This window comes from Streptomyces sp. NPDC087906 (genome assembly GCF_055584925.1).
On the sequence record NZ_JBVJLC010000003.1, the window covers coordinates 728,765 to 745,446 of the forward strand.

General features: G+C 70.6%; 14 protein-coding genes. 7 read left to right on the forward strand and 7 right to left on the reverse strand.

Going from position 1 to position 16,682, the window contains the following annotated elements:
• Positions 1–158 precede the first annotated feature (158 nt).
• The gene (locus ACZ63I_RS12675; protein ID WP_469338039.1) at positions 159–431 is read right to left on the reverse strand and encodes a hypothetical protein; all 273 of its coding nucleotides are present in this window, start codon (positions 429–431) and stop codon (positions 159–161) included.
• 241 nt (positions 432–672) lie between these two features.
• On the opposite strand from ACZ63I_RS12675, the gene ACZ63I_RS12680 reads away from it, so the two are divergent.
• Positions 673–2,382, forward strand: coding sequence for a serine/threonine-protein kinase (locus ACZ63I_RS12680; RefSeq protein ID WP_469338041.1), 1,710 nt, complete (start codon positions 673–675; stop codon positions 2,380–2,382).
• A 50-nt stretch (positions 2,383–2,432) separates the two neighbouring features.
• Here the strand turns inward: ACZ63I_RS12680 and ACZ63I_RS12685 are convergent, their stop codons facing one another.
• A complete protein-coding gene (locus ACZ63I_RS12685; protein WP_469338043.1) occupies positions 2,433–3,275 on the reverse strand; it encodes an alpha/beta fold hydrolase in 843 nt (280 codons plus the stop codon).
• A 104-nt stretch (positions 3,276–3,379) separates the two neighbouring features.
• Between ACZ63I_RS12685 and ACZ63I_RS12690 the strand changes: the two genes are divergently transcribed.
• The gene (locus ACZ63I_RS12690; protein WP_469338045.1) at positions 3,380–3,790 is read left to right on the forward strand and encodes a winged helix-turn-helix transcriptional regulator; all 411 of its coding nucleotides are present in this window, start codon (positions 3,380–3,382) and stop codon (positions 3,788–3,790) included.
• A 79-nt stretch (positions 3,791–3,869) separates the two neighbouring features.
• Here ACZ63I_RS12690 and ACZ63I_RS12695 read toward each other — a convergent pair whose 3' ends face one another.
• Complete coding sequence (locus ACZ63I_RS12695) at positions 3,870–4,847, reverse strand: helix-turn-helix domain-containing protein (protein WP_469338047.1); 978 nt, start codon at positions 4,845–4,847, stop codon at positions 3,870–3,872.
• A 187-nt stretch (positions 4,848–5,034) separates the two neighbouring features.
• On the opposite strand from ACZ63I_RS12695, the gene ACZ63I_RS12700 reads away from it, so the two are divergent.
• Together ACZ63I_RS12700 and ACZ63I_RS12705 are read left to right on the forward strand one after the other, a co-directional pair.
• Complete coding sequence (locus tag ACZ63I_RS12700) at positions 5,035–6,852, forward strand: right-handed parallel beta-helix repeat-containing protein (protein ID WP_469338049.1); 1,818 nt, start codon at positions 5,035–5,037, stop codon at positions 6,850–6,852.
• 238 nt (positions 6,853–7,090) lie between these two features.
• The gene (locus ACZ63I_RS12705; RefSeq protein WP_469338051.1) at positions 7,091–9,196 is read left to right on the forward strand and encodes an ATP-binding SpoIIE family protein phosphatase; all 2,106 of its coding nucleotides are present in this window, start codon (positions 7,091–7,093) and stop codon (positions 9,194–9,196) included.
• Between the two features lie 60 nt (positions 9,197–9,256).
• On the opposite strand, the gene ACZ63I_RS12710 is transcribed toward ACZ63I_RS12705, so the two are convergent.
• Positions 9,257–10,138 (reverse strand): SDR family oxidoreductase, encoded by an 882-nt coding sequence (locus ACZ63I_RS12710; protein WP_469338052.1) that lies wholly within the window; start codon positions 10,136–10,138, stop codon positions 9,257–9,259.
• Between the two features lie 85 nt (positions 10,139–10,223).
• On the opposite strand from ACZ63I_RS12710, the gene ACZ63I_RS12715 reads away from it, so the two are divergent.
• Positions 10,224–10,802, forward strand: coding sequence for a TetR/AcrR family transcriptional regulator (locus ACZ63I_RS12715; protein WP_469338053.1), 579 nt, complete (start codon positions 10,224–10,226; stop codon positions 10,800–10,802).
• 155 nt (positions 10,803–10,957) lie between these two features.
• Here ACZ63I_RS12715 and ACZ63I_RS12720 read toward each other — a convergent pair whose 3' ends face one another.
• On the reverse strand, positions 10,958–11,356 hold the full coding sequence (locus tag ACZ63I_RS12720) for an ATP-binding protein (RefSeq protein ID WP_469338055.1): 399 nt from the start codon (positions 11,354–11,356) through the stop codon (positions 10,958–10,960).
• A 245-nt stretch (positions 11,357–11,601) separates the two neighbouring features.
• Here ACZ63I_RS12720 and ACZ63I_RS12725 point away from each other — a divergent pair, with 245 nt between their 5' ends.
• Positions 11,602–11,919: an STAS domain-containing protein gene (locus ACZ63I_RS12725; RefSeq protein WP_469338056.1), complete on the forward strand. Its 318-nt coding sequence runs from the start codon at positions 11,602–11,604 to the stop codon at positions 11,917–11,919.
• Positions 11,920–11,948: 29 nt separating this feature from the next.
• On the opposite strand, the gene ACZ63I_RS12730 is transcribed toward ACZ63I_RS12725, so the two are convergent.
• Together ACZ63I_RS12730 and ACZ63I_RS12735 are read right to left on the reverse strand one after the other, a co-directional pair.
• The gene (locus ACZ63I_RS12730; RefSeq protein WP_469338058.1) at positions 11,949–13,232 is read right to left on the reverse strand and encodes a phospholipase D-like domain-containing protein; all 1,284 of its coding nucleotides are present in this window, start codon (positions 13,230–13,232) and stop codon (positions 11,949–11,951) included.
• A gap of 131 nt (positions 13,233–13,363) precedes the next feature.
• A complete protein-coding gene (locus ACZ63I_RS12735) occupies positions 13,364–14,284 on the reverse strand; it encodes a GntR family transcriptional regulator (protein ID WP_469338060.1) in 921 nt (306 codons plus the stop codon).
• A 269-nt stretch (positions 14,285–14,553) separates the two neighbouring features.
• Between ACZ63I_RS12735 and ACZ63I_RS12740 the strand changes: the two genes are divergently transcribed.
• The gene (locus ACZ63I_RS12740) at positions 14,554–16,605 is read left to right on the forward strand and encodes a hypothetical protein (protein ID WP_469338061.1); all 2,052 of its coding nucleotides are present in this window, start codon (positions 14,554–14,556) and stop codon (positions 16,603–16,605) included.
• Positions 16,606–16,682: the final 77 nt, after the last annotated feature.

Sequence of the window (16,682 nt, forward strand, 5' to 3'; positions counted from 1 at the left end):
GGGTAGCGACGAGTCGGCGGTCCTGGGCGGCACTTCGTCTGGGGCCGCCGACTCGGTCGTAGGCGGGTCAGTCGTGAGTGGGAGAGTCGTAGGCGGGTCAGTCGTGAGCGGGTCAGGCGTACGCGGCTCAGCCGTTGGGCGGGTCAGCCGTACAGGGGTCAGCCGTAGTCGTACTCGGCGTCAAGTGCGCCGACGATGCGGCGGAGTTCGCGGGCCCCCTGCCGTGACATCGAGCCCATCACCCGGTCGAGGAGAGCGCGTCCCTCGATCGGATCGCCGCAGCAGTACCGGTCCGTGTCGCCGAACTCGTCGTCGTACCAGACCTGGCGCCTCGTGCGGCGGGCATACGCCTTCCACCGGATCAGTGCCGCGGCCGTATCGCCGGGGAGCAGATAGTTCCTGGTGCGTTCGATGCGCACGATCTCGGACATCGCCGACGCGGACAGATGGTCGATCGCGGTTCGCGTGCCCGCGCTTCGCGCGCCTCGTTGTGCGCGCTGCCGGTCCGGGAGTTGGGCCCGGACGTGCCCTGGCCGACTACGCGGCATGGACCTTTCGGTTGGTCGTCATGGCTCCATCTTGCCACGGGTGGCAGGGCGTTATGCATGTGTGGCCAACTCTCCCGCGCCGCTGCACTATGGTGCTGCTTCGCGACCAGGACGGGGGTGCTCGGTGACGACGCAGGGGCTCAAGGCCGGTGATCCGCGGGAGATCGGCGGGTACGTGCTGGACGGCAGGCTCGGCGCCGGGGGCATGGGCGAGGTCTTCCTGGGCCGTTCGCGCGGCGGGCGCCGGGTGGCGGTCAAGGTCGTACGGCCGCACATCGCCGACCAGCCGGGCTTCCGCGACCGCTTCCGCCGCGAGGTCGAAGCCGCACAGCGGGTGGGAGGCTTCTGGACCGCGCCGGTGATCGGTGCCGATCCGGACGCCACGACCCCGTGGGTGGCCAGCCAGTACATTCCCGCACCCGATCTCGCGACGCTCGTCGCCGACGAAGGCCCCCTTCCCGCAGCGGAGTTACGCAGTCTGGGCGCAGGACTTTCGGAAGCGCTGGACTCCATCCACCGCGCCGGGCTCGTGCACCGCGACATGAAACCGTCGAACGTCCTCGTCACCGACGACGGTCCGCGGGTGATCGACTTCGGCATCTCGAAGGCGCTCGAAGGCGCCACCGTGCTCACCGGCACCGGCACGGTCATCGGCACACCGGGCTTCATGTCTCCCGAGCAGGCCACCGGCGAGGAGGTGGGCGCCGTGAGCGATGTCTTCTCGCTCGGTTCGGTGCTCGTCTTCGCCGCCACCGGAGCGGGCCCCTTCGGTGAAGGCACGGCCCCGGCGCTGCTGTACCGCGTGGTCCACGACGAGCCAGACCTCTCCGCGCTGCCCGCGTCGCTGCGCTCCGTCATCGCCGCCTGCCTCACCAAGGAGCCGGAGAAGCGCCCGCATCCCAGGGACGTACTGGACCTGCTGGCCCCGGCGGGCGGTGAGCACACGTCCCGGCCTTCGGTACCGGCTCCGCCGCCTTCGCCGACGGTGGTCGACGAGGCCGCCGCCCGGCAGAACACCCGCACCAGGACCACGCCCGCACCGTCCGCGTCACCGGCGGCACCGACACCTGCCCCTGCACCTGCCCCTGCGCGGCGGCCGGCACCTCCGCCGCGTCCGGGCCGGCCGCCCGCTCCTGCCGCCACCCCCGCCGCCTTCCCGGCCCGCCGGCCCAGAGCCCGCGCCGGGACCGGGACGGGCTCGGGAGTGGGCGCGCGAGTTGGCGCGGGCGCGCGTCCTGGCGTTCACGCACGTGCGGGCGCAGGTGCCATCACGCCTGCGGACTCCGCGTACCGGGCCACAGGAACCGTGCTGCCCGCCGGCCGTCTCGTCATCCTCGGCTTCGTCGTCGTCTGCGTCTGCCTGTTCTTCATGGGCAACGCCATCACGGTCCTGACCCTGTTCCCCATGCTCCTCATCGCCGCCGTCGTCTTGGCGATCGTGGCCAGGAGGAACACCCGGGACAGCGCCACCTCCGTCCAAGTGGACGACCAAGGGCTGCACTTCGTCTGCGGGAGCGTCACCTGGTCCCGCAGATGGGAGGAGCTGAGCTGGGTGACGGTCCTGCCCGAGTATCCGTCGTCCTTCGCACTGACGGTCGTCATGGGGCTGCCGGGATACGGCGGTGTGCCGAACGTCTTCCGCGAAGGACCGGGCCCGAGCCGCACCGAACCGGCTGCCGACCGCGCCTGGTTGTCGCTGCGCTTCGTCCGACCCGCCTGGACGAAGGGGACTTTCGCCGAGCTGGAAGCCGAGTTGTCGCAGTACGCACCGGACGTCTACCGCCCGACCCCCCTGCCGTCGCCGTCAATCGGCGAACGCCCCTGGCACCGCTGAACCCCTCGGCATCGCTGAACCTCTCGGCACCGCTGAGCCCCCTGAAACCGCTAAGCATGGCCCTCGGCGAGGAACGGGACCAGCAGGGCGAGCAGTTCAGCGGGTCGGTGCTGCGGCACGATATGTCCGCAGTCCTCGACGACATGCGCGACGAGATCGTCGGCGAGCGGCCGCAGTTGCCGCTCCAGCACCGAACCCACCGGCTGGGCGCCGATCGCCATCGTCGGTACGGTCAACCGGCCTTCGTCGGCGGCCTGTTGGATCTGCCGCCCGCTGGCCGGCAGCGCGCGGTAGTACGAGAAGGCGCAGCGCAGCGCCTCGCTTCCGGTGTACGCGCGGACGAACGCGTCGCGGACGTCGGGCCGTACGCCCGCACCGAGCGTGCCCGCGGTGAGGAACCAGTCGATGTACTCGGCTTCGTGGCCGACGAGTACGGATTCCGCGAGGCCCGGTACCGCGTGGAACCCGAACCACCAGGGGGCGCCGTGCGCGAGGAACGACTCGGCGCCAGGGAGTGTGCCCAACAGCGACTCCATCAGCACCAGTTGCCTGACGAGGTCCGGTCGGCGCATGGCGAGGAGGAAGGCGGGCGGGGCGCCCGCGTCGATGCCGATCACCGCCGCCGAGGTCTCACCGAGCGCGCCGAGGAGGGCTTCGGCGTCGGCCGCGAGCGTACCGGCGTCGTACCCGTCCACCGCCCGTGTGCTCGCACCGCACCCGCGCAGGTCCGGTGCGATCAGCCGGTAGCGGCCGGCGAGCCCGGCCATGACATCGGTCCACAGCTCCCAGGTGTGCGGGAAGCCGTGCAGCAGCAGGACGGCCGGACCCTCGCCCGCGACGGCCACGTTGAGGTCGATGCCGTTGGCCGTGACCCGGCGTAGCGCGACAGACATACAGGACCGCCTTTCAGGCAGTTACCAATGGTGACAAGAAAACGGTAGGTAACTAGAGTGGGGATTGCCAAGACGGCACTTCTGACTCAGGTGGTGAGCTTCGGGTGACCTCCCCCGCGACACGGCGCTCCCCCGACGGGCGCGGCGATCTCTTCGACCCGCGGTGCAAGACCCGCCGGCTGCTCGACAGGATCGGCACGAAGTGGATGTCGATGGCGGTGAAGGTGCTTGCCGAGGCCTCCCCCGACGAGGTGCGCTTCGCGGAACTGCAGCGCAGGATGACCGGCGTCTCGCAGAAGATGCTGTCGGTCACGCTCCAGGGGCTGGCCAGGGACGGCCTCGTCGAGCGCCGGGTCGAGGCGTCGGTGCCGCCGCGGGTGTACTACCGGCTCACCCCGCTCGGCCTGTCGCTGGAAGGACCGCTGGCCGCCGTACGCGCCTGGGCCGAGGAGCACATGGCCGAGATCGACCGCGCCAACGAGCGCAGCCGCATCGAGGCCGCGGCCGAGCACTGACCTGCGGACCCGCCTCGATCCAAACGAAAGACCCTATCCGTCCAAACGAAAGACCCTTACCGGCGGTCCGCACGAGACCCTATCCGGCGGTCCGCACGAACGCCTTGCGGTACGCCGTCGGTGTCGTCCGCATCTCCCTGCCGAAGTGGTGGCGGTAGGTGGCCGCGCTGTCGAAACCGACGGCCGCGGAGACCTCGCCGACCGACCCCTCGCCCGACTCCAGCAGTGGCAGGCTCGCCGCAACGCGCTGGGCGACGACCCAGCGCATCGGGCTGGTTCCGGTGCGCCGGGTGAAGTGCCGCAGGTAGGAGCGTTCCGACATGCTCGCCGCACGGGCCAGCATCGGCACACTCAGCGGGGTGTGCAGCCGCTCCAGCGCCCAGGCCATGCTGTACGCCACGCCGTCGCGGTCCTCGCTGACGGGCCGGACGGCCGCCTCGATGAACTGCGCCTGGCCGCCCTCGCGATGGGGCGGGACCACGAAGCGGCGGGCCACGGTGTTGGCGATCGCGGCGCCGTGGTCGGACCGTACGAGATAGAGGCAGAGGTCGATGCCGGCGGCGCTGCCCGCGCTGCTCAGGATGTCTCCGTTGTCGACGTACAGCACGCCGGGATCCACCTCGATCTCCGGATGGCGTTCGGCGAGGGTGCGCGCGTACCGCCAGTGGGTGGTGGCGCGGCGGCCGTCCAGCAGGCCGGTCGCGGCGACGGCGAAAGCGCCCGAGCAGATCGACACCAGGCGCGCGCCGCGCGAGTGCGCCAGGCGCAGCGCGGCGACGAGGTCGGGGGAAACCTCTCCGCCCACCTCGGCGACGCCCGGCACGATCACCGTGTCCGCCGCCGCCAGCTCCGCCAGCCCGTACTCGGCGCGCATGGTGACCCCGCCGACGACCCGCAGGTCCCGGCCGGGCTCCTGCGCGCACACCCGCAGGTCGTACCAGGGCAGCTCACCCAGCTCAGGACGTGCCAGGCCGAACACCTCGACCACCACGCCCAGCTCGAAGGGCGCCATCCCGTCGAAGGCCAGTACGGCCACTTCGTGTGTCGCGCTCACCAAGCGATGCTAGCGCCGCGCGGAAACAAGCGCTTTCCGTATTCCACTGAGCGGACCGGACGGAACCAGCTTCACGAGTCTTGACATCCCACATTGGCGCCTAGATGCTGGCCGTTGAGAATAGAAAGCGTTTACCGTGACGATCCGTCACCACCCCCCACACGTCACTGAACCCATCAAGGGGTGACACATGTACCGAAGAATATTGTCCGGCTTGTGCGGTGCCGCACTGCTCACCGCGGGCGTCCTGACCGCACAGCCAGGCGGCGAAGCGCCCACGGACATCACCGCCGCAGCCTCCACCGCAACGCTCGCGGCGGCAGCCGGGGCCACCACGCCTTTCGTGACGGTCGAAGCCGAGTCCGGCACCCTCGGCGGCGGCGCCCGGGTCCGTTCCATCAGCCCGGGAGCGCCGAAGCCGACCGCAGCCTCCCTGGAGACCGAGGCTTCGGGTTACGCCCTGACGGAGCTGAAGGCCAACGGCGATTCGGTGACCCTGCCGAACAACACGGGCAAGGCCGCCAACAGCCTCGTGGTGCGCGCCTCGATCCCGGACGCGCCGGCGGGCGGCGGTATCGACGCGACACTGAACCTGTACGTGAACGGTACGTTCCGCCAGGCGATCGCGCTCAGCTCCCGGCAGGCGTGGAACTACCGCGGCGCGACCACCAACCCGGACGACCCGCACGCGGGCGGGGTGGCGTACCGCTTCTACAACGAGTTCCCCGTCCGGGTCACCGGCGCCCCCATCGCCGCGGGCAGCACCGTCAAACTCCAGAAGGACGCGGCCAATACGGCCGCCGTGTACGACGTCGACTCCGTCGACCTGGAGAACGTGGGCGCGGCCCTGGCCCAGCCCGCCAACTCGATATCGGTGGTCAGCAACGGCGCGGATCCGAACTTCGGCAAGGACTCGACGGTCGCCATCCAGAACACGGTGAACGCGGCCCGCACGCAGCAGAAGTCGGTGTGGATCCCGCAGGGCAAGTACCTGACGAACAGCCTTGTTTCGAAGCCGCTGGACTTCACCGGCGTCAAGGTGCAGGGCGCCGGTATGTGGTACACCACCATCTACCGCAAGGTCCCCCTTCCGGCCAACGCGTGGCGGTCGCAGATCACGGTGGGTTCGGGCACCACACTGACGGACCTGCAGATCGACGCCAACGCCGTCTGGCGGGACATCGGCGGCAGTGGGGGTTCGGACTACGGCATCAACGCGAGCGGCGCGGGCGGCTGGCAGGTCGACCGGATCTGGACGCGCCATGTCGACGCCAACTGGCTGTCGGGCAGCAACGGCGTGGTCCAGAACAGCCGGACAGCGGACAGCTACGGCGACGGCTTCAACATCAACAACGGCAACACCCCGAGCCCGGACAAGCTCGGCAACAACATCACGGTCAAGAACAACTTCGCCCGCAACACCGGTGACGACTCCTTCGCGACGTACTCGGACGCGGGCGCCGACGGCAAGAACGGCCAGATCACCGGCGCGAAGATCCTCAACAACGCGGCGGTAGCGCCGTGGTGGGCCAACGGCATCCGGGTCGCGGGCGGGAAGAACGTCGAGGTACGGGACAACCTGGTGAACAGTGTGTCGTCCAACAACGCCCTGGAAGTCAGTGTGTTCGGCGACTCGGGACACCCCTTGGAGTCCGCGACGATCACCGGAAACGTCCTGAACGGCGGCGGCGGCTGGAACGGCCCCCGCCAGGGCGCACACATCGGCTCCCCCGGCCCCACCTCGCTGTTCCCGACCGCCTACACGAACGTCACCATGAGCAACAACATCATCCGCGGCTCCCTCAGCACGGGCCTCATGGTCGACAAGACCCGCGCGAACGTCACACTGACGAACAACACGATCGACCACCCGGCGACCCAGGGAATCCTGATCGCGGCGGGCGTGACCGGCACGGGCAAGTTCACCGGCAACACGATCCAGAACCTGCTCCCGGGCCAGGTGGCCCAGCGGAACGACTCACCGAACACCTTCAAAATCACCGGCTGATCAGGAGGAACAGACCGAAAGGGCTGAACAGGCCGAACAAGAGCGAACAGGCCGAACAGACCGAACAAGCGCGCAACTCGGCGGGGTGATGCCCGGGACCGTACCCCCGGACATCACCCCGCCTCGCACCCCCTGGCGCCCAGAGCGGTGGCGAAGACACCGGCGGATGCCTTTACTGGATGTGTCGAGGGGAAATGAGGTCGACCATGCCACGCCAACAGCACCGGCGGTCGGACCGATGAGCGGCAGCCCCGGCAGCCCCGGCAGCCCTGCCGACGGCTCCGCCGACAGCTCCGCCGGGAATCCCGGCGCGGACGGGGCCGGCAGTGTCGAGGCGCTGTTTGACCAGGCCAGGGCCGGGCTTGAGGTGTATGACACCGCCTTCCGGGTCCTCCGGGCGAATCCCGCCGTGCTGCGCATGCGCGACCGGCCGGCGGCCGCCGTGATCGGCGCCGACGTCAGGGAGCTGGACGAGGGGTTTCCGGTGTCGGCCGTGGTCGACGAGGTGCTGCGTACCGGGGCGACCGTCGAGGACCGGCCGATGACCGCGCATCCGCGGTCCGACGCGGGGCAGCGGCGGGAGTACGTCGTCACCGGCTACCCCCTGCGGGACGGCGGGCGGACGACCGGCGCCGCCGCGATGGTGCATGACGTCACCGAGCAGCTTCGCGAGCGGGCGGGTCTTGAGCTGCTGAGCACCGCGCGTGCGCGTATCGGCAGCCATCTGGACGCGCTGCGCACCGCGCAGGAACTCGCCGACACGGCCGTCCCCGGCTTCGCCGACACCGTCGCCGTCGATGTGGTCGAGTCAGTTCTGTCGGGTGACGCCCCGATCGGCCCGGTGAGCGGTCGGCTGCCGATGCGGCGCGCCGCGTTCCAGTCCCACGACGGTACGTACGGCGCCTATCCGGTGGGCAGCGCCAGCGACTACGCGTTCCCCACGCCATACACCCAGGCGCTGAGCGATCTGCGGCCCCGGCTGCTCGCGTCGGTCGCGCCGTACGGTCACTGGCTCGCGCCGGACCGGCCGCGCGCCGAGTTCATCGCCAGGACCGGTGTGCATTCGTTCATCGCCGCACCGCTGACCGTCCACGGGCTGGTGCTGGGGATGGCCACCTTCTACCGGGACGGCGCACGTCCCGAGCCCTTCGACGAGGCCGACGTGGCGCTCGCGACGCAGATCGCGGGCGTCACCGCGCTGTGCATCGACAACGCGCGCCGCTTCACCCGTGAGCACGCCGTGGCGACGGAGCTGCAGCGCAGCCTGCTGCCCCGGACACCACCGCAGGTGGCGGCGGTGCGTTCCGCCCAGTGCTACCTGCCGGGTGAGTACGGAGCCCACTGGTTCGACGTCCTGCCGCTGTCGAGCTGCCGGGTGGGCCTGGTCCTCGGTTATGTGCCGGGCGAGGACCTGTGGGCGTCGGCGACGATGGGCAGGCTGCGGACCGCGGCCTCCACGCTCGCCTCGATGGACCTGCCGCCCGACGAACTCATGGCACACCTCGACGACGTCTCGCAGAGCCTGGGCCGCGAGCAGGAAGCGGACCCCGGCAGCCGGCACCGCGGCCGGCCGCCGTTCACCGCCTCGTGCCTCTACGTGACGTACGACCCCGTCAGCCGGCGGTGCGCCCTGGCGTCGGCGGGGCACGACGGCCCGCTGCTCGCCGACCCGGCAGGCAACGTCAGCACGGTGGAGGTCCCGCGCGGGGCGCCGCTCGGCCAGGGCACCCCGTACGAGATGCGGACCGTCGATGTGGCGGTGGGGAGCCTGCTGTGTCTGTACTCCGACAGCGTCGCGGGCCGGTATCCGGCGGAGGCTGACGAGCGCCTCAGCCGTTTGCGCGACGTACTGACCGACGCCTCGGCGACTCCCGAGGAGGTCTGCGACTCGGCGACGTACAAGCTGCTGCGCGGCGCTTCGCGGGACGGGATGGCGCTCCTGACGGCCAGGCTCGGCCGGCTGGACCCGCACCACGTCGCCTCCTGGACCTTCCCCGCGGAGGCCGTTTCGGTACGTGAGGCCCGGCGCGCGGCCCACCACCGGCTGACCGAGTGGGGCCTGGACGAGCACGCGCCCACCACGGACCTGGTGGTCAGCGAACTCGCCACCAATGTGCTCAGCCACGCGACGGGCCCCATCCGGCTGCGGCTGATCCTCGACCGGACACTGACCGTCGAGGTCTCGGACGACGCGGACACCGCCCCGCACCTGCGGCACGCCAGGCTCCAGGACGAGGGCGGCCGCGGGCTGTTCCTGATCGCGTCGTTCACCCGGCACTGGGGGACGCGTTACGAGGAGAGCGGCAAGACCATCTGGGCCGAGCAGAGTCTGACGGACGCCTGAACCGCCCGGCCGGGGCGGCAGGATGTGCGGCCCCCGTGCGTGTCGTGGCGGCGCGCGCCCTCAGGGCTGGATGTTCTCCAGGTCCGCCAGCAGGCTCGGGTGCTTCGGTTCCCAGCCGAGCGCCTGCCGGGTGTGCGTGCTGGACGAGGGCTGGTCGATCGCGAAGATCGCCCCGAGCGGGCCGTACGTCTCCGGCGGCACCGACTCGACCGGCAGGTTCAGCCGGCGGCCGATGACCGCGGCGATGTCGCGCACCGCGTCCCCCTCGTCGGCCACGGCGTGCCAGGAGGTGCCGGCCGGTGCCTTTTCGAGGGCGAGCCGGAACAGGACGGCCGCGTCGAGCGCGTGCACGGCCGGCCAGCGCTGCGCGCCGTCGCCCGCGTAACCGGACACTCCGCTCTGCCGCGCGATACCGGTCAGCATTCCGGCGAACCCGCCCTCGCCGTGGTTGTGCACCGTACGCGGCATGCGGACGGCTGTCGTTCGGACGCCGCGCGAGGCCAGGTCGAGGAGCGCGGTGACCGCGCGGCCACGACCGCCGACGGGTCCGTCGGTCGGCAGCGGGTCGGCCTCGGTGGAGACGCGGCCGGGCACCCAGGGCGTACCCGAGACGGTGACGAACGGACGGTCGCTGCCGACGAGTTCCTCACCGAGCGCGGCGATGGCCGCGCTTTCCTCAGCGACCGAGGTGGCGACGGCTTCGGGGCTGCTGAAGTCGTTGCCGAACGCGAGATGGATCACCCCTTCGCTCTGCGCTGCGCCGGTACGAAGGACGTCCAGGTCGGCGAGGCTTCCCCGGAGCGGCTGCGCACCGGCCGCCTCGACGGCGCGCGCTGACGCGTCGGAGCGGGCGAGGGCGAGGACGGTGTGGCCGTTGCCGAGCAGTTCGGCGACGACGGCGGATCCGATCAGACCGGTACCGCCGGTGACGAAGACGCGCATGGAACTCTCCCGCGAGTGATGGGACTCTTGTCCCATCAGCGTAACAGGGTGATGGGACAAGAGTCCCATCACGTATGATGACCATATGGCGCGGTGGGAAGCAGGGGCACGGGAACGCCTCGTCGTGGCTGCCGTCGACCTGTTCACCGAGCAGGGGTACGACGCCACGACGGTCGCGCAGATCGCCGAGCGCGCGGGAGTCACCAAGAGCACCTTCTTCCGGCACTTCCCCGACAAGCGCGAGCTGCTGGTGGCCGGGCAGGAGACGCTGAGCCGGCTGCTGGCCGAGGGGATCGCGGAGGCACCCGCCGACGCCGGCCCGCTGGCGGCGGTCGCCGCCGGTCTTGAGCGCGCCTCCGGTGTGATGGGTCCCATGAACCGGGAACTCGCCCCGCGGCTGAAGGCGGCCGTCGCCGCCAGCACCGAGCTTCAGGAGCGCGACGCCCTCAAGAGCGTCAGCCTGGCCGCCGCGATGACCACCGCCCTTGTCGCCCGCGGCGTACCGGATCCGACCGCCGCCCTCGCGGGTGAGCTGGGCCTTCTCGCGTTCAAGCGGGGGTACGCGGAATGGGCCGAGGGCGAGCGCGGCGACGAGGACGGACTCGCCGGGCACATCCTGACGGCCCTGGCCGAACTGCGCGCGGCGAGCGCGTCACTGAGCTGAGCTGAGCTGGCCTGACATGGCCTGGCCCGGCCTGACGTGGCGCGACCTGACCTGACGTGGCGCGACCTGGCCTGGCGTGGCCCGACCCGACCTGAGCTGGCCTGATTTGCCAACCTGCCTTGGCTTGGCCTGCCCCGGCCTGGCCGGCCGTTCCGTCACACGGCCGCGTCCGCCAGCAGCAGGCGTACGGTGATCTGCTTGCCGACCTCGCGGCGGGCCACCTGGAACCCCCCGCACAGCGCGGTGATGATCTCCATCCCGTGCCGGCCCACCCGGGTCGGGTCGGGCTCCGTCACCACCGGGAGCTGCGGTGAGGTGTCCCATACCGTGATCGCCAGGGTCTGGCCGGTCAGTTCCAGGTCGACACCGCACGGGCCGTCGGTGTGCCGCACGGCGTTGGTGACCAGTTCCGAGACCACCAACTGCATGATCTGGACGGTCTGCTCGGCCGCCGCCGCACCGCCCATGCCCACCCGGGACAGGAAGCGCGCCACCAAGTGCCGGGCAGCGGCTACCGCACCAGGCTCCCCCGGGTAGCTCTCACTGCTCCGCACGTCACCATCTCCCACTGGAGGATCCTGCTGACGGACTTCCACCGCTGCACCGCGCGAAGCACGGGCATCGGGTGTGCAGGACGCACCATATCCGCCGACTGGTTGCTTCTACCCCGATCCCCGCAGCTACACGGAACTGGGGGCAGCGATGAGGGAGATCACGGTTGCGGCTCGGTTCCGGCTCTTTGCCTGACGCAGCTCACCGCGTTGCCCCGGAGCAACCCGGTCTTCGACATACTGGGCCCATGTCGACAAGCGACCACGCTCCCACGCAACTGCCGGTCGTCACCGCGGCAGGTGACCTGGACGCCGACAATCTGAAACCGCTCGACGTCCAACTCCAGGCAGCCACCGCCGAGGCACCCGCGGTGATACTTGACATCAGTGACGTCACCTTCGGCGACTCCACCTTCCTGAACCTGCTGCTCCGCACCCACCAGCGCACCGATCTGCGCATCGTCGGCCTGCGGCCGCCCCTGGACCGGCTGTTCAGCATCGTCGGTGTCGACGCCGTCCTGAACACGTACGGCACCCTCGCGGAAGCGCAGAGCGTCCCGCACTGAAACGTCGTCCCGCACTGAAACGTCCCGCGTCAGAGGAAGCGGCGGATCGGTACGACCGCCGCCTCCTTGGCGCGCTGGAGCGGTGAGCGCCGCTTCCAGCGGCCCGCCCCGATGAGTTCGCTGTGTGCCAGATCCTCCGTGAAGTGCTCGTCCAGCGTCGCCGTGAACGTCCGGTCGAGCACGGCGAGCATGACCTCTTCGTCGTGGTCGAGTGAGCGGCGGTTGAAGTTCGTCGAGCCGATGAGCGACATCGTCCTGTCGACGGTGATGACTTTGGTGTGCAGCATCGTCGGCTGGTACTGGAAGATCTTGACGCCGCAGGCGTTGAGGTCTTCGTAGTAGCGCTGCCCGGCCAGTTGGCAGACCCGCTTGTCGGTGTACGGGCCCGGCAGCAGGATCTCGATCTCGACACCGCGGCGCGCCGCGGCGCACAGCAGCCCGATGAAGTACGCGTCGGGCGCGAAGTAGGCGGTGGCCAGCCGGATCCGTTCCTCCGCCGACTCGATGACCACCCGGAACAGCGTCTGCATGTCCTGCCAGCCGAAGCTGGCCGACCCGCGCACCACCTGTACGACGGCCTCGCCCTGCGCGGCCGGGGAGATGAACCGGTCCCGGTCGTCGAAGAGTTCGTCGTGGCACTCGGCCCAGTTCTGGGCGAACGCGGCGGCCAGCCCGTCCACCGCCGGTCCGCGCACCTTCACATGGGTGTCGCGCCACTCGTCCGGGTTGCGCGCGTCGCCGCACCACTCCTCGGCGATGCCGACCCCGCCGGTGAAGGCCGTCTCCTCGTCCACGACGAGGACCTTGCGGTGGCAGCGGTGGTTCTGCTTCAGCGGCGACAGATAGAGGGGCTTGCGGAACCAGGTCACCTGCACACCGGCCTCCTCCATCACCGCCAACTGCTCCTTGTCGATGAGCCGGCTCCCGAAGCCGTCCAGCAGGAGCCGCACCCGGACCCCCGCGCGCGCCCGGTCCGCCAGCGCGTCGGCGAACCGCTGGGCGATCTCGCCCTTCCAGTACACGAACGTCATCATGTCCACGGTGTGCCGGGCGGCACTGATGCCGTCCAGCATGGCGTGGAAGATCTCGTCCCCGTTGCGCAGCGGAATCAGGGCGTTGCCTTCGGTGGCCGCTATGCCTATGAGCCGTTCCAGCCGGCGTCTGGTGCGCCGGATGCGTTCGTCGAGGACCGTATCCTCGTCGGCGCTGTCGACAGCGGGGTCGAACCCCTGGGATCCGGTCCGGGGTCGGGCTGTCCGAGTCGGTTCGACGGGTGCTGCCGGTGCTGCCGGTGCGTTCTGCGTGCTTGTCATAGCTTGCACTTTCCCGGATGGCGCCGAGGAAGACAAAGCGCGGTGCCCGGCAGCCAGCCGTACCCGCGCAGCTCAGCCGTACGCGGCTCAGCGGCCCCCGGCCTGCTCAGCCGTCCGTGCCCTTGGCCTGCTCAGCCGTCCGAGGCCACCGGGGCGGGAGTCCGCTTGGCGGCCTGCATGTCGCCGACGACCTGGGTGACCATACGGATGGACGCGGCGTCCAGTACGTTGCCGAACTCGATCACCTTGACCCGCCCGTCGAAGCGCGCTTTCAGTTCGGGCATGTTGTTGGGGACCACCACGAGGTCCATGTCCGCGATGTCCGGGTCGTCGGCCCCGTCGAGGACCTTGATGTTGCTGATCCCCGACTGCGTCAGCGAGTCCCGGATGCTGACGGCCTGGTTGTCGGTGTAGTAGCAGATGCCGACCTTGCCGTTCTTGGCGACAGAAGCGATCTGCACCAGCGTCTGCACATGGGGTGCGACGACGAGGGCGACCACCTCGGTCTGCGGCCTGCGCAACAGCCTGCGCACCTCGGCCAGATGGAAGAACGTGGTGAGTACGAGGTCGGCCTGCTCCTCGTCCGACGTGAACTCGCCGAGCACGAGGGGCTTCACCTTGAGACCGACATGCACACCGAGTTCACTCGCGAAGTAACTGGCCCGGTCAGCGTTGCACTCCACGAACGAGACCTTGAGGAGATCTTCCTCCGCCCGCCTCGCGAGGCTCGTCACGAGCGTCTGGACCTCCAGGGCCGACAGGCCGAGGGCGATGCATTCCCTGGCCGCCGATTCGAGCACCGCGCGCGCCCGGTCGCGGGTGGGCGAACTCTCCTGGGTCAGGCCGGTGCCCACCACCGTCGTACCGCTGCGCCCACGGCTCTCGACCAGGCCCAGTTCACCCAGCTCCGCGTAGGCACGGGCCACGGTGTTGCGGTTGATCTGCAGGTTGTCCGCGAGCAACCGGGCGCTGGGCAGGGTCTGGCCGACCTCAAGATCGCCGGTCTCGATCATGAACGACACCTGGGTGACGATCTGACGGTAGATGGGCATGTCGGAGTGCCGACTCACCTGTAGGTCGTTGTCCACCAAGTGCCTGACTTTCCCCGTCACACAACGCAGCCGGACCACCTTACCCGGGTAGGCGGCGCGGGAGGTATGCCGGACCACCCGCCGCCTATTGGCCCGGCGCACTAGGTGAAACATACCTAACCTGCCGCCTTGGCCCCGAACTATGGGTCTGTCGAGCGCCATGGGGTCATTGAGGGGTCTAACATCGGCCTACCAGAGTAGGCAGTAATGTGTCGTCGGGAGGACGGTCGATGCGGATATCCCCCACCCCCATGCCGGTCGACTCCCACGGGTACGCGCTGGCGGCGCGCCGGCGACGGGTGTTCACCGGCCGGGTCGCCGAACTGCGGCTGCTGCGGGAGCTGCTGCTCAGCGACCGGCGCGGCTGCTTCGTGGTGTGGCTGCACGGCATGGGCGGCATCGGCAAGAGCAGCCTGCTGCACCGCTTCGCCGACGAGGCGGCGACGACCTGCGGCAGGACGGTCCGTACGGTCGACATGCGGGTCACGGACCCGGCGCCGGAAGCGTTCCTGGCCGCCCTGGAGGCACAAGGGCCGCCGGAGGAAGCGCAGTTGCTGCTGATCGACGGCGGGGAAGCACTCGGACCGCTGGAGCAGTGGCTGCGCGACGAATTCCTGCCCCGGATGCCCGCGCATCTGCTGCTCGTGGTCGGCAGCCGGCGGCCCCCCGCCGCCGAGTGGCGCACCGACACGCAGTGGTGGCAAGCCCTGCGCAGTGTGGAGCTGCGCTGCATGGACGACGCCGAGGCGGCGACGCTGCTGCGCAACCGGGATGTGCCGGAGGCGGCCGTCCCCGACATCGTACGGGCCGCACACGGCCTGCCGTTGGCTCTGGCGCTCTTCGCCGACGCCCGGGAACGCGCCGCCGAAGCCGTCGAGCCGCACCCGGGCTGGGAGCTGCGCGACTCCCCCGACCTGGTCGGCGAACTGCTCCAACTGCTGCTGCGCGAGAGTGTGACACTCGCCAGGGCCGACGCCCTGCACGTACTGGCACTGGCCCGGGTCACCACCGAGGAACTGCTGCGGCACGCCCTGGAGGTGCCGTCGGCCGAGGCCCGCAGGCTCTGCACCTGGCTGTGCGGGCTGTCGTTCGTCCGCAGCACCGCCGAGGGGCTGGTCCCGCACGAGTTGGTACGGGAAGCCCTGCTCGTCGATCTGCGCTGGCGCGATCCATCGGCGTACGAACGGCTGTTCCGCAGGCTGCACTCGCACCTGGCCGGGCAGTTGGCGCGGCGCACCGGCAACCGCTGGGCGCTCGGAGCGGGGCTGGCCTACCTGGGCAGGACCAGCCGCGCCGCGTGCGAAGCGGTGGACTGGCACGGTACGGACCGGCTCCGGCTGCGCGCCGCCCAACCGGACGACCGGGACGAGGTGCTGGCCGCGATCGGGAAGGAACACGGCGACGCGGCGGGCGAACTGGCCCGGCAGTGGTGGGACCAGCAACCGGCCGCCTTCACCGTCGCCGAGGACGGCCGCGGCGGGTTCAGCGGCACACTCACCGCACTCTGCCTCGAACCGGACGCCATCGGACTGCCCGGCGACCCGGTGGCGCGCGCCGCGCTGGCGTACGCGGCAGAGCGGTCACCGCTGCGCCGCAGCGAGCGGCTGCTGCTGGGGCGTTGGAGCACCGGCAGCGCCGCGGCTGCCGGTTTCGCACTGACCACCCTGTGGGCGACCACACCCGGCCTGGCGATGAGCTGGACCTGCACGGCGCGGCACCAGCAGGGGCTGGCCGCGCTGCTCGACCTGTACGGGCAGCAGCGTGCCGTACCGGCCGAAGGACCGGACGGCGAGCGGGTGTTGCCGTTCGTACAGGACTGGCGCAGCGCGCCGTTCGACCACTGGGCGGCGGCGGTACGCGGGCGGCTGCTGACCGACGAGTCGTCGGTCGCCCCCGTCCCGGTCACTGTCGTGGCCGAACCCGCCATGCCCTGGCCGGAGTTCGTGAACGCGGTCAAGGACGCCTACCGAAGTCTGCTCGACCCGCGGCAGCTCGCGGAGAGCGCCCTGCTGGGCACCCGGCTGGTGGCACCGGGCGCGGACGCCGAAGGGCTGCGCAAGGTGCTGACGGAGACGGTGACGCAGTTGCGATCGCAGCCCGGACGGCGGCAGTTGGGCGACGTACTGGAGATCACGTATCTGAGCGGACCGCGCAGCCAGCAGGCCGCGGCGAACCGGGCAGCGCTGTCCTTCAGCACCTACCGGCGCCGGCTGACCACCGCGCTGACCACGGCGGCGCAGTTGCTGCGGGAGCGGGAGCTGTACGGAGCGGTCCCGCGCTGACCGGTGCCATGGTGCCGGTGCCGGGGCCGGGGTCGGTGCCGGTGCCGGTGCCGGTGCCGGTGCCGCAACGCGGGTGC